Here is a 13,691-nt window from a genome sequence, read left to right on the forward strand (position 1 = left end):
TTAGAATCTTACTTTAAATATGGAACCCTCCAGTTGGAATACCCCTGTACTTCTCCGTAAGTGTAAATAGAAGTCGATATCTGGTTCAGCGAGCTTTGAGGAATTTGTATGGCGTAATTTTCCAGCAATGCAGGAAAATACTGGGTTGAATTTTCGTTGTGTAAGAGAACAATTTGATTGGGAATATAACCTATATCGTTAAATATGTCCTGGATGTCAATAAGAGCCTTACCTATAACAGGTGCAGAATTGTCTGTTCTATGTAAACGAAAACGAACATTAACAATACCGTTGATTTTTCTGAAAACCACAAATCCTTCAAGCCCGCCAAAGTTTTTTGAGCCTATGGTGTAATTTTTAGAAGAGGTCAGGTAATTGTTTGTGTTGGCCCATTGATTTCTTGGTTCCGTCCAGGTGGAGGTTGCGGCAAGACTTGCCGTGCTGTTAGAATCGAAAGTCAATAAAATGTAATATTCTATCGGATCAACATCTTTTGATACAGGTTGCCAGGCCGTACCATCGAAGTAATACAATCCGGTAGTTCTAACATTGATAACCTGCCCGGATAAGTTTGTAGCAGGAACAGTCACAAATACGACGGCTCCTCTTTTTGAAATTGAATATGATTTTCTGGACAATTGATCTCCCGTTATTCGTGGTGGAATAATCCCGTCGTAATGATTAGGATCAACCGGTTTCCCTGTAACGTCCAAAGTGGTCTCTGGTGATACAGTATTAATTCCGACCTGTCCCGAGACCCATATGGTCAATAAGCTAAAGAAAAAGTAAAGATATGTTTTCATCTTTTTTGATTATGATTTCTGTTGCAAAGTTGGGACATCAAAATCGTGAAAACAATAGTATTCAAAGGGCTTGGGCTAAATAAGACCATTCTGGTCTAATCTGGAAATCGTGGAGATTAATAAAGAATAAATTGGAATTTGTATATGATTTCAATAAAGAAAAAAAACGAGTTCCGAAGTTTTTTTCCCTTTTGCAAAAAGGCAAGAGAGTCTTTGGATGTAAAACTTGAAAAGTTTGTATATACAAAGACACATCTTGCTAAAAAGAGGAGGGTAGTTTTAAGAGTTCTGAAAAATAATTGTAAAAGTTTGATTCTGTTGATGATGCGTGATCTTTATCGTGTATTGCTTTTGAAAGGAAAAAAATACTTAGATAATAGATTTTCAGTTTGTATCTATTTTACCCACGTTTTGAAATTGCGTGTAGCTATTTTACGCATCCAAATAGAAAGTTTGTATTCATTTTACTCACGTTCAGAAATTGCGTGTAGTTATTTTACCCATCTAAATCGAAAGTTTGTATTCATTTTACATATAGTTGGAAAATGTGTGCAGTTTCGTATGTTGCTAAGTACAAAAGCTTGTATCTATTTTACCCACGTTCAGAAATTGCGTGTAGTTATTTTACTCATCTTGGTCGAAAGCTTGCATTCAATTGACGTAATGTTGGAAATTCTGTGTAGCTTTTTTACACAGCTAAATAGAAAATTTACATCCATCTTACCAAAGGTTGGAAATGGTGTATAGTTATTGATTACCATTAATATTAAGGTGAGTTTCATAAATCATATAAACTTTTTATATCTGTCAATGCAATTTAAGTTGGAGTTGGTGTCAATTACGAAGTATAAGAATTTGTACTGTATTTGACTTTAGAAAATGCGAAACTCTCCAATATAAGAATTGGTTGAATCCCATTGCTATGACTGTATCAAAGAAATTTGTAAGTAAAGAAAAAAAATGGTTAATTTACAAACTCTTAATAACCACGAAATTACATTCTTATGAAAAATCTACTTTTTGTAGCTCTATTATCAATAGGACTTTTTTCTTCTTGCAAAGATGATGAGCAGGATCAAAATGTATTGCCAGAAGCAACGCAATCCGGTAAAAACACCGCAGGGGCATTAATAAATGGCAAAGTTTGGGTAGCTACCACAAAAAAGATTAACCAACCCGGCACCTATTGTGAAAAGTTGAATAATAACTATTATTTAATAAAATTAGATTTAAGAAAAGATCCTGAGAGATACACTGAATCTATTGACCTAATTGTATCAATCCCCAACTTAGAGATTAACCAAACATATGAAGTTGTTAATCAAACACCTGACGATGGTTACAACTATGCAAGCTATACAAGTAATGATAAGGTTAGTTACTCATCAAACTCAAACAACACCGGTAGAATAAAAATAACGAGACTCGATCTTCAAAACCAAATTGTTTCTGGAACATTTGAATTCAAAGCCGAAGATAGCAATGGGAATATTGTTACTATAACAGAAGGACGCTTTGATAAAAAGTTCGATTAAAAACTAAATAAACACTAACCTATGAAAACAAAATTAAGTATTTTGGCAGCATTCCTATTGCTGTCAAAGCTTCTACTTGGACAAGTCCAAGTTAGTCCACAACTTGTAGCGCAGCCGAGTGATCCCGTCAATCCGGTCCTGGAATCTACACTTTTATTGCCCTTTTCAGATTTGGACAAGACAAAAATACAAACAGGTCTACTACTGGATGCAGGAATAGAGTTTGCGGATCTTAAGAAATATAATGGAACTCCTACGGATAGTTCATTTACCACATCTAAAATCATAAATGACATTTACGGGTCATTAGTAATGAGTAAAATATCGTCGAATGGCAGTGCTCTTAAATCTCCCGCTGATTTTCAAAGTGAGTGGTTTCAGGACCAGACAATTGATCTACTGCCGATAGGTGGAACCTATTTCAAATATAACCAATTTTCAGAAAGCAATCAACTAGCTTTTCAGAATATGGCTCCGAATCTGCCTACTGATAGATTGAATAATATTTCTACAGGATCTCTAACGTTAACACCTCAAAATAAAATTTTAGATGTTTACGTAAATAATGTCTGGCAAGATCCTTATGAGATCAATAAAGTTTTTGCAATGGCACCAATTGCGAACAGTCACAACAAACTACATTTCAATGTTGTTTTTCCACCTACTCTGTTTCTAAGTAATTACATTAGTGAAATCTCAACTCTCGAAGTAAAATTTTCCGATACCACCAACTTTCAAACGGTAACATTGGGGCAGATAATGCCTGTTAGTTATCCCTCTACTGGTGAATATACCTGGACATATAAACTTACTTTAACGAATGGGCAAATACTATACTCAAAAAACAAATTTTCAGTTACTGGAGATTTGGAAAAATATGTCGATATAAATGACAATGGGCAGGCTTTTTCTGCTGCAGCTAACTTGTCCACCAACAATTACTGGAAAGTACAACTGGAAAATTATCAGTATTTTATTCCTTTCCCCCCGACGGTTGTAAATAAACCAAAACTTACATTATATATTAAACTTCGTAATGGGCAAACCCAAATCACAAAGCCTTTCCTTGTAGCAGAAGGCTTTGATACAGGTCATATAACAGCACCTAGACAAGAAGGCGGAGATAATAATATTGATGATTTTTTGAATAGAGGAGGTATGCAAAATTCTGCATTGAAATCCTATTTAGAAGGGAATTACGATATCATCTATGTAGATTGGGGTATTGGTACTGACTATATACAAAATAATGCTGAACTATTAAAAAAAGCAATCAGATGGGTAAATCAGAATAAAATAGGAAGCGAGAAGAATGTAGTTTTAGGACAAAGTATGGGAGGTCTTATTGCTCGATATGCGCTAAAGGATATGGAGGATAACGGGGAAAACCACGATACAAAATTATTCATTTCTCACGATTCTCCCCATTTGGGCGCAAATACACCTTTAGGGCTACAATATATGCTTAGACATATTTCAAAAACTTTTCTTCGTTCGCCCATTGTTGCTGGTCTTAATTATGTTTTTTCGCCTATATTCACTGGTGGTGCTCCTGTAAGTGACATTCTTACAATCGCCGATACTCCTGCTTCCAGGCAAATGTTAATCAATTATATTAATAGTAGCTATAGCATTGATAATTCTGTCCACAACACCTGGCAAGCAACTTTAAAGTCAAAAGGTTATCCTCAGCAAACTAGGAATGTAGCTATTTCAAATGGAAGCGAATGTGGTACCGATCAAAACCTCCAGGATTTGGTTACAATGCATCACAATAGTAAAGGCTGGTTTGTAGATTTTATCGGGGCATTGATTGGTGGCGTAACATTAGATCCTGCTCAGGTAATACTTTCTGTTGTTCCGGGAAAATCCCGCTATTACTATGATTTTGTTGCTCGACCAATGTCTAGCATTAATGAGTCAAAGCAATTATATTATGGAAAGATAGTATATAAAAAAGATATTTTATGGGTAATCCCAGCTCAACATACACTACTTTCTGGAAGCAGAAATCAGCCCTCTAATGTGCTGCCTATTGATAAATATGGTGGTGGGAAATACAGATTTCCAACTTCTTCATTACCTGAATTTCTCGGCAATCATATTACTGCAACTGATTTTTCTTTTGTTCCAACACCCAGCGCTTTGGATTACAATTTTGGAAATACAACGCTTACAGAAAATGAATATCAGAAAACTTTTTCACCAGTTGACGATGCCAGTAATATCCCTTTTGCAAACTTTGTAGCGGAGGAGATAGGAAGTTACTATGGAGAAAATACAAGCCATACCTATTTTAGCCCAAGGAATAGACAGTTTATTCTCAATCAATTCTCAGAAGCCACCAAAGATCAAAAGTTAACTACCGCTTTTTTGTGTGGTAGCAAAGTAAAAATAGGCGGAGACGCACTATTGTGTGGAAATAATAACACAACTTATACAACAGGTTTTGCACCAACAATCCAATGGTCGGTAATAAATGGCGCTAACCTCGTTGATATAATTGGTCCTAGTAACCAGCCTCAAATCTCACTTACTCCTAAAGCAAATGCGAATGGTTTACTGAAGTTACAAGCATATCTTGCTGGGGGTGGAGCAAGCAATACGGTTACTAAGGAGGTTTGGATAGGAAAACCTATGTTTAGCGTGTCCCAGATTAACGATCCCACTTACTACAACGAATCTCATTTCTATTTAAGTAATAGTAATGCAACACCTGTCGGTAGCGAGCAGGGCATTACTCAGGTAACCTGGACAAAATTGTCATCAAGTCCCCAATATGGTGTATTTCTCCATACCTATAATAATCAACTTGAAGGATTTGCACGAGGAAGTAATAATAATTGGTCTATGGAGGTAAAAGTAGAAGCAACAAATGGTTGTGGAACATCTACTCAAACAGTAACTATAACACCACCGCCGGCTGCACCTTGTGAAACATTTTCTATTGCAAAAAACGGAGAGACTTCTGATAGCTATGTTGTATTGAAATATATTGAACCACCTTGTGTTTCGGGAAAAACTGTAATTTCGAAACAAGAAGAACAATATCAAATAACTGTTGCCAACAGTATGGGAGCCGTTGTAATTTCCAAAGCGGGAAACTCTTTCGATCTACAAGGTTTTCCGACAGGAATGTATGTAGTAAATATTTCAAAAGACAACGAAACCTTAGTAAATCAAACGATAATTAAAAATTAGTTTTAATTAACAATAGAAAAACAGGAATATTCAGTCTTCCTGTTTTTTAATATCAATATCTCGAATTTGTTTAATTACTGGTAGTTAGGATAACTTATTTCTGAACCAAGATTTAGTTTTTCCAAAAAAATTGTACTAAAGTATGCAATTGACTGTTATAAAACCTTAATTAACCTAAATGTCAAATTGATTCTCTCTTTCATAGGAATAGTTGACTTAGCAATTCTATGCTCCCAATGCTCCTGCAAATCTCCTTTCATAATGAGCAGTGAACCGTTTGGAAGCGGCAAGCTGTACTTGCTTTGATGATGATCCTTTTTTCTGAAATCAAAGTTTCTGGTTTGTCCGAGACTAATGGATGCAATGACAGGGCGTTTCCCATAACGGTTCTCCTTATCCCTGTGCCAGGCTACTGAATCATTATTATCGCGATATAGGTTGAGCAAAACACCATTGAACTGATAACCGAATTCTTTTTCAATTCTTTCTTTTAGAGCATATAATTCAGGAGTCCATTCATTCCTTGCAGTTGTATTATTATCAGCCGAATCGTAAGACTTTGTATCACCATACCACGCAGTGAGACGAGGCGTTATTACTGTTTTGTCGTACATTTTTTGTGTGCGTTGCTCCCAACGTGTAGAATGGAGCAGTTTATCTTTCAAAAGGTCTGCTTCTTCCTTGCTCAGAAAAAATTCTCTGAATTCCAAAAGGTCTTTTGGAAACTCGTATAGATCTTCGGAATCGAATAAGCTGAGCTGAGTCATGATCTGTAATTCAATTTATTTATATATTTGTCGCCCTCTCTTAATAGAGAGTTTTTTCATCATTTGTGTTTTTACTTCCCTTCGGGGAAGTTTTTTTATTCTTGGCTTAATCTCAATAAGCTATTTTCCAGTTTGCTAATACTCTTTTTAGCTTCGTCCACTAAATTTTTCAAATTCGCTTTATCAGGCAGGGTGTGCGGTTTATAATCCTGCGGCAAAATTCCTCTCACGTAGCGCCATACCTGAGCAATCTCGTCCAAAGCAATATTATATGGTTCATAAAATGAATTGTCCGCTAAAACGGTAATGTACTTTTTATTTCTTTTCAAAAAAGTCTTATAGGTAATCCCTTCCTGCGTCACAAAAATATATTCCTTGTTGGCTTTTAAATCTTCTAGTTTTTCAACATACTCACCAATGAGAATAGACTGGTCGGCAAATGGAGGCATTGAATCACCATCAGCTAAAAATCCTCTGTATTTCCCACTCTTAAGGAAGGGAAAATATATTTTTTGTAGGCTTTCAATGTATTCAGGGTCACTAAAGCCTTTCAGATATCCCATAGAAGCCTTCTGCGGAACAATCTCAATAAAATTATTACCTTCCGTATCTACAACTATTGGAAGCAATACCTTATTCGCTGGAAGATTAACTACATCTTCCAAAGGATATTTTCTGATATCAACCGTAAGTAAAAGGTCAATGCTCACCTTAAAATATTTCGAAATCCTGATTAAAACCTCGTAAGGAGCCTCGGAACGTCCGTCTTCGTATTTAGAATAACGCACTCTGCTCAAAAAAATATTATCTGCAACTTCTTGTTGTGATAATTTTTTTTGAGCTCTTAAATACCTGATGTTTTCTGAAAAAATTGACATTGATACAATTTGTATCTACAAATATATAAAAAATGATACAATTAGTATCTAATTTTGTCAAATGGAACGAGCAATTGCACATATGGATTTGGATACTTTTTTTGTTTCCTGTGAGCGGCTGAGACACTCTGTGTTGGAGAAACAGCCTGTTATCATAGGAGGTGGAGATCGTGGAGTAGTGGCATCGTGTTCCTATGAAGCCAGAAAATTCGGGGTACGTTCGGCAATGCCAATTAGAATGGCTCTGCGATTATGTCCCGAAGCGCAGGTCATAAAAGGAGATATGGAATATTACTCCAATATGTCGCATATGGTAACAGAAATTATTCAGGAAAAAGTACCTGTCTTAGAGAAAGCTAGTGTAGATGAATTTTATCTGGATCTCTCCGGAATGGACAAATTCTTCGGATGTTATCAATGGACAACTGAAATTGCCAATGCCGTGACCAAGCAATCAGGATTACCCATCAGTTTTGCATTGTCCACCAATAAAACCGTTTCAAAAATTGGAACCGGTGAATCAAAACCTACCGGAAGATTTGAAGTGAAGCCTGAATATATTCAGCCTTTTTTAAATCCTTTATCAGTCAAAAAGATTCCGATGGTCGGAAATGTAACTTTTGAACTGCTGTCAAGATTAGGGGTAAGAAAAATAGAAACCCTGTCTAAAATGCCAGTGGATGTGTTGCAGCAACTGATCGGAAAGAACGGAACGGAGCTATGGAAGAAAGCCAACGGTATTGATAACACGCCTGTCATTCAATATTCTGAAAGAAAATCTATTTCTACGGAAACAACTTTTGCCGAAGATACCATTGATGTTCTAAACATCAGAAGTATTCTTTCCGGAATGGTAGAGCAGCTCTGTTATCAATTGAGACACGAACAATGGCTGACCTCTACCGTTTCTGTAAGGATACGATATGCGAACTTTGATACAGAGACTAAACAATGTAAAGTACCTTATACTTCAGCAGATCATACTTTGCTCAGATATGCTTTAGAACTGTTCAGAAAAGTATATACCCGCAGGATGAGAATTCGTCTTGTTGGGGTAAAATTTACCGGGCTTGTTCACGGAAACCATCAGATGAACCTTTTCGAAGATACGGAAGAGCTGATCTCATTATACCAGACAATGGATAAAATTAAAGATAGGTTTGGAGCAAAAAGCGTTGGACGTGCTTCAGGTCTTTTAACTTAAAAATAACTTATGTTTCTCAATTGTCATACTTATCATAGCTTGCGTTATGGGACTATTTCTGTCGAAGATCTGGTTCAACTGGCTGTTGACTATAAGTTAAAAGCTCTGGCATTGACTGATATTAATACTGTAACGGGTATTTACCAATTTTATAAGCTCTGTCAGCATAATAACATAAAACCAATTGTAGGGGTTGATGTACGGGTTGAAAATGAGCAGTATTATACCTGTCTCGCTAAAAATCCTAAAGGTATTGCAGAGATAAACAGGCTTTTGACGGATTACAACTGTGACGGTATTAGTATTCCGAAAATGAATCCTCCGTTGGAACATTGTTTTGTCATCTACTCTTTACAAAATACTCCCGAAAAACTATTGGAACACGAATTTATTGGGATCAGGCAGGAAGAGCTAAATCTATTGATAAAACCTGAACTCAAATCTTTAATACATAAAATGGTCATTCTTCATCCGGTAACCTTTAAAACCGATGAAGAATATAAGCTTCATAAAGTATTGCGGGCGATTGATGGCAATACCCTTTTTATTAAACTGACTGAAAAAGATTATTGCAGAAAAGATGAATGTTTTATTGATAAGAAAAAGCTTTTGAGTCAATTCGGACACTACCCTGAAATTATTGAAAATACTAAACATATCGTTAATGAGTGCAGCTTTGATTTTGAATTTAATACACCTAAAAATAAAAAGTATTTTACTGACAGCAGGGAAAATGATTTTAAATTACTTTCTCAGTTAGCATATGAAGGTTTAAGTAAAAGATATCCTGATAATAGTCAATTGGCGAAAGCAAGGGTTGAAAAAGAGCTGAAAGTTATTGATGAATTGAATTTTTGCGGCTACTTCCTCATCACTTGGGATATTATCCAGTACAGTAACCGGATGGGATTTATGCACGTTGGCAGAGGTAGCGGCGCTAACAGCATTATTGCTTATTGTCTTGGAATTACAGACATATGTCCTTTGGAACTTGATCTGTACTTTGAACGATTCCTAAACTTAAACCGTAAGAGTCCCCCGGATTTTGATATTGATTGGAGCTGGAAGAATCGAGATACAATTCTTGAATACATCTTCAATAAGTACGGAAAAGATTACGTGGCATTTTGCGGAACCAATGTCGAATTCAAAAGAAAATCAAGATTCAGGGAGCTGGGAAAAGTTTTCGGGCTTCCAAAAGATGAACTGGATCAGCTTTCTAAAAAACCGAAAGAGCAACACGACCAGAATTCAGTGGTTCAGCTGATTTATAAATATGAACAGCTATTGATAGGCTTTCCCAATCAAAGAAGTATGCATAGCTGCGGAATTTTAATTTCGGAGGAACCAATTACCAATTATTCAGCTTTGGAATTTCCACCCAAGGAATTCCCAATCGTGCAGTTCGATATGCACACGGCTGAGGATATTGGACTTGAAAAGTTCGATATTCTTTCTCAGAGAGGACTGGGAACGATTAAGGACACGGTAAATTTGATTAAGCAAAAAAGAGGAATTCACGTAGATATTGAAGATACAAGAATCTCGAAAGATGAAGTCAAATGCAATGAGTTTTTAAGCATTGGAAAAACCATTGGCTGTTTCTATATTGAATCACCGGCGATGAGAGGTCTACTACGGAGACTTAAATGTAACAATTATAAGGTGTTGGTAGCTGCATCTTCCATCATTCGGCCAGGTGTTGCCCAGAGCGGAATGATGCGGGAGTATATATTCCGCCATAACCATCCCGGCCAGTTCGAATACTTCCACGAGGTGTTTAAAAGAGAATTGGGTGAAACTTACGGCATCATGGTCTATCAGGAAGACGTTATAAAAGTTGCGATGCACTTTGGCGGAGTATCAGCAGCTAATGGCGATGTTCTCCGAAGGGCAATGAGTGGAAAGGGACGTTCTCTTTCCGCCTTACAGAAATTAAAAGATGATTTTTTTGAATCGTGTAAAAGAAAAGGTCATCCTGACCTGCTCTCTCAGGAAGTTTACCGACAAATTGAATCTTTTGCCGGTTATTCGTTCTGTAAGGCACATTCAGCTTCCTATGCGGTGGAAAGTTATCAGAGTTTATATCTGAAAGCTTATTATCCTATTGAGTTTATGGTTTCTGCTATTAACAATGGTGGAGGATTTTATCGCACTGAGGTCTATGTTCACGAAGCCAAGATGTCAGGCGCTACAATTCATAACCCTTGCATTAACCTTAGTGAGTTCCATACGACAGTCTATGGCTCGGATGTCTATTTAGGATTAATGCATATTGAGAAACTGGAAGCATCTATCAAGCAATTTATTCCTGAGGAAAGAAAAGAGAATGGAGATTACAAATCCTTAGAGGATTTTGTCAAAAGAGTTAATATCGGCATTGAAACGCTGCAGATATTAATTTTTGTCGGCGCTTTCAGATTTACAGGAAAGCAAAAACACGAATTATTGATTGAGGCAAGGTTCTTACTTTCAAAGAATCAATACAAAACCAAGATAATATCATTATTTGATGAACCTCAAAAAAATTATGAGCTACCGACAATAGATAGAAATCCTTTTGAAGATGCCTTCGATGAAATTGAGATACTAGGATTTCCGGTTTCCTATTCTATTTTTGATTTACTAAAGACGAAACATAGAGGGGATGTATTGGTTAAAGATCTTTTAAAATATCACAAGAAGCAAGTTAGAATGCTGGCTTATTTGATTTCCAGAAAACACGTTCCCATTAAAATGAAAAACCATCCAGGCAAGAAAGACGATATGTATTTCGGAACCTGGATAGATGCGGAAGGACAATATTTTGACACCGCACATTTTCCGGACAGCCTGAAAAAGTTTCCTTTTAAAGAGGGGGGCATTTATCTTCTGCAGGGGACTGTTGAAGTGGATTACCATTTTCCGACTGTGACTATTACCCGAATGGCCAAGATGCCCCTTATTGCCGATCCCCGGTATTCAATGGATGAGAACAAATCAAAAGAGATGGAAAGAAGTTTGCGGGAAGATGTCAGTATGACTTTCAGGCAGCCTTATCCGCAAGAACACGAAATTGGATTGCCTAGAATAAAGATGGGTTGAATATTAATACTTACCATGGAACTTCGTATATCTTATCATCATCATTCAATTCGAGATCTTCAATTTTACAGTTACGTTTTTTTGCTTCAAACTGAAGAAAACTTAGCAAGTCATTGTACTCTTCCGTAGCATAGACAGCAGTCCGCATTAATTTGTCCAATTTTCTAAAGGAATTTTTGCCTCCCTTCAGTTCAAAAAAGGAAGAGTTAATATGTCTCATATAGAGATAGAGATATTCATTTCCGGCATTAATAGCGTCATCCAGATATGGCAAAAGATTAGCAGCACCAACTGTATCATAACTTTTCATTGCCTTTTCAATCCAATATTCAAGATGAAGAAACATGGCAATATCTGCTTTATTACTTTCCGTAATTTTCATATTGTATTTTAATGCAGCAATAGAAAACAAAAGATGGACCCAGGAAACTTGAAAACCACAATATGGAATTTGCTCAAAAGTGTAATGACTATGACTTCTGGTTAAGCGGCTGCCATACGAAGCTTTCCGTATTTCGTACGAAAAACTACTAATCAGATTGTTTTTGTCTTCGTATCCTTTAACTTGCGAAAGAGTTGGATTATTCCAAAATTTTGAAACAATATCGTACAGAAATTCAAGATCATCACGCGTTCCGCAAATTTCGATTCCAAGCCCTTTTTTTGTAGGTATTGTATAAATCATTATTCTTTTCTTGTGTAAGCAAAAGTAAGTTAGAATTTTGTTAAAAAAATAATTTTTTTTTATGAATACAAGTTCTTTTAAGATTCGCCTTTCATACTTTGTATCGTTTCTAATCTTTAAAAAATTATCTTTCTATACATTTTTACTAATTGCGAAAGTTCATAGATGCATAGTAAACTATAAAATATGACTTACCTTTGTTCCGCTCTAAAAAAACGAAGTTATGCAAGGTAATAAAGTCCAAAGAAAGAAAATCATAAGGGCAAGCTATGTAAGATTAGGCGGGATTTCAATTATTGTTAGCATTTTTTGTTGTCTGATTTCTTATAGCCTAAAACATTTGACAGGATATGTGCAGGAACATTTATTTGAAAAAACCATGACTACGGAAAATAGATTATTTATCATTTTGCCTAGTATAGGGATTACAGCCATCTATTTTTTACGTAAATATTTTTTCCAGAATAGAAAAAACAAAGGAATTAAGGAAATATACACGACTCTTGAAACGAGAAAGGATCATCTCCCTTTTTTCAAAATACCTTCCCATTATATCAATGGATTTTTAACGGTAATTTTCGGAGGTTCTACGGGGGTAGAAGTATCTACTGTTGTTGCTACTGCAACATTTGGTAATCAGGCTTACAAACATTTTCATACCGCAAGGGCATATAAGACAGAACTGATATGTGCCGGTATTATAGCCGGAGTAACAGTATTATTTGGAAGTGCCTTGGGCGGATTTTTATTTGCATTTGAAGTTATTGCCCGTAAATATAATAGAACATTGCTGATTAGTGGAATCAGTTCTATGCTTGCTGCTTATGTTTTTGTTCATTATTTTGATTCCGATCCTTTATTTTCATTTGCAGTAAAAGAGTGGCGTTGGCAGGCAATGCCGTTTGCTGTGATTCTGGGTTTGATCGGAGGTATTTTTGCACTGTATTTTACGAAGATTGTTATTTATGCGAAGACATTTTTCGGTGGGATCAGTAATAATTTTATTCGTGTAAATCTGGGAGCTGTCTCGGTTGGAGTATTTATCTTTTTTCTCCCGGTTTTGTACGGGGACAGTTATCACGGACTTGGAAAAATTCTTGAAAACAGCTTATACAACACAGTAAATCCAGGCCATTTCATTCCATTGATATTACTTATTTTCGTAAAGCCTTTAGTGGCATCATTAACACTAGGTGCAGGAGGTGACGGAGGCGTTTTCGCTCCAAGCATCGTAACAGGCGCATTATTAGGAATTCTTTTTGCCCAGTTTTGCAATCATTATTTAGGTACGCACCTGATAGTTATTAACTTCGCATTGTTCGGAGCCGCTGCGATGCTTTCCGCAGCTATTCATGCGCCTATTACTGCGATATTCATTATTTCCAGTATTGTGCCATCAGGTTATCTTTTGCTAATCCCTTTGTTGATCACCAGCATTGTTGCCAAAATCCTGGCTAAGAAACTATATCCATACAATGTATATACTTACAAGGAAGTTATAAAATAAAATGGAGTGTTCATCGAAAAATATGCT

9 protein-coding genes are annotated in these 13,691 nt (G+C 36.2%); 5 read left to right on the forward strand and 4 right to left on the reverse strand.

What is annotated here, in order from left to right:
- Nucleotides 1–8 precede the first annotated feature (8 nt).
- On the reverse strand, nt 9–803 hold the full coding sequence (locus MKS83_RS19760; protein WP_240581001.1) for a hypothetical protein: 795 nt from the start codon (nt 801–803) through the stop codon (nt 9–11).
- Between the two features lie 1,004 nt (nt 804–1,807).
- Between MKS83_RS19760 and MKS83_RS19765 the strand changes: the two genes are divergently transcribed.
- Both MKS83_RS19765 and MKS83_RS19770 read left to right on the forward strand, forming a co-directional pair.
- Nucleotides 1,808–2,338, forward strand: coding sequence for a DUF6252 family protein (locus MKS83_RS19765; RefSeq protein WP_002978121.1), 531 nt, complete (start codon nt 1,808–1,810; stop codon nt 2,336–2,338).
- A 21-nt stretch (nt 2,339–2,359) separates the two neighbouring features.
- Nucleotides 2,360–5,539: a T9SS type A sorting domain-containing protein gene (locus tag MKS83_RS19770; RefSeq protein ID WP_240581002.1), complete on the forward strand. Its 3,180-nt coding sequence runs from the start codon at nt 2,360–2,362 to the stop codon at nt 5,537–5,539.
- A 155-nt stretch (nt 5,540–5,694) separates the two neighbouring features.
- Here the strand turns inward: MKS83_RS19770 and MKS83_RS19775 are convergent, their stop codons facing one another.
- Both MKS83_RS19775 and MKS83_RS19780 read right to left on the reverse strand, forming a co-directional pair.
- Nucleotides 5,695–6,306 (reverse strand): alpha-ketoglutarate-dependent dioxygenase AlkB family protein, encoded by a 612-nt coding sequence (locus MKS83_RS19775; protein WP_240581003.1) that lies wholly within the window; start codon nt 6,304–6,306, stop codon nt 5,695–5,697.
- A gap of 95 nt (nt 6,307–6,401) precedes the next feature.
- Nucleotides 6,402–7,184, reverse strand: coding sequence for an XRE family transcriptional regulator (locus MKS83_RS19780; protein WP_240581004.1), 783 nt, complete (start codon nt 7,182–7,184; stop codon nt 6,402–6,404).
- Nucleotides 7,185–7,245: 61 nt separating this feature from the next.
- Here MKS83_RS19780 and dinB point away from each other — a divergent pair, with 61 nt between their 5' ends.
- Both dinB and MKS83_RS19790 read left to right on the forward strand, forming a co-directional pair.
- Nucleotides 7,246–8,388, forward strand: coding sequence for a DNA polymerase IV (gene dinB, locus MKS83_RS19785; protein WP_240581005.1), 1,143 nt, complete (start codon nt 7,246–7,248; stop codon nt 8,386–8,388).
- Between the two features lie 9 nt (nt 8,389–8,397).
- A complete protein-coding gene (locus MKS83_RS19790) occupies nt 8,398–11,472 on the forward strand; it encodes a DNA polymerase III subunit alpha (RefSeq protein ID WP_240581006.1) in 3,075 nt (1,024 codons plus the stop codon).
- A 10-nt stretch (nt 11,473–11,482) separates the two neighbouring features.
- Here the strand turns inward: MKS83_RS19790 and MKS83_RS19795 are convergent, their stop codons facing one another.
- Nucleotides 11,483–12,157, reverse strand: coding sequence for a DUF6904 family protein (locus MKS83_RS19795; RefSeq protein WP_240581007.1), 675 nt, complete (start codon nt 12,155–12,157; stop codon nt 11,483–11,485).
- Nucleotides 12,158–12,380: 223 nt separating this feature from the next.
- Between MKS83_RS19795 and MKS83_RS19800 the strand changes: the two genes are divergently transcribed.
- On the forward strand, nt 12,381–13,664 hold the full coding sequence (locus MKS83_RS19800; RefSeq protein ID WP_240581008.1) for a chloride channel protein: 1,284 nt from the start codon (nt 12,381–12,383) through the stop codon (nt 13,662–13,664).
- Nucleotides 13,665–13,691 lie beyond the last annotated feature (27 nt).

The sequence above is a fragment of the Chryseobacterium sp. Y16C genome, from assembly GCF_022488405.1.
GTDB lineage: Bacteria > Bacteroidota > Bacteroidia > Flavobacteriales > Weeksellaceae > Chryseobacterium > Chryseobacterium geocarposphaerae.

Bases quoted from the DNA above. Each gene is read 5' to 3' on its own strand.
- MKS83_RS19760 (WP_240581001.1), bottom strand. From the start codon at position 803: ATGAAAACATATCTTTACTTTTTCTTTAGCTTATTGACCATATGGGTC.
- MKS83_RS19765 (WP_002978121.1), top strand. From the start codon at position 1,808: ATGAAAAATCTACTTTTTGTAGCTCTATTATCAATAGGACTTTTTTCT.
- MKS83_RS19770 (WP_240581002.1), top strand. From the start codon at position 2,360: ATGAAAACAAAATTAAGTATTTTGGCAGCATTCCTATTGCTGTCAAAG.
- MKS83_RS19775 (WP_240581003.1), bottom strand. From the start codon at position 6,306: ATGACTCAGCTCAGCTTATTCGATTCCGAAGATCTATACGAGTTTCCA.
- MKS83_RS19780 (WP_240581004.1), bottom strand. From the start codon at position 7,184: ATGTCAATTTTTTCAGAAAACATCAGGTATTTAAGAGCTCAAAAAAAA.
- dinB (WP_240581005.1), top strand. From the start codon at position 7,246: ATGGAACGAGCAATTGCACATATGGATTTGGATACTTTTTTTGTTTCC.
- MKS83_RS19790 (WP_240581006.1), top strand. From the start codon at position 8,398: ATGTTTCTCAATTGTCATACTTATCATAGCTTGCGTTATGGGACTATT.
- MKS83_RS19795 (WP_240581007.1), bottom strand. From the start codon at position 12,157: ATGATTTATACAATACCTACAAAAAAAGGGCTTGGAATCGAAATTTGC.
- MKS83_RS19800 (WP_240581008.1), top strand. From the start codon at position 12,381: ATGCAAGGTAATAAAGTCCAAAGAAAGAAAATCATAAGGGCAAGCTAT.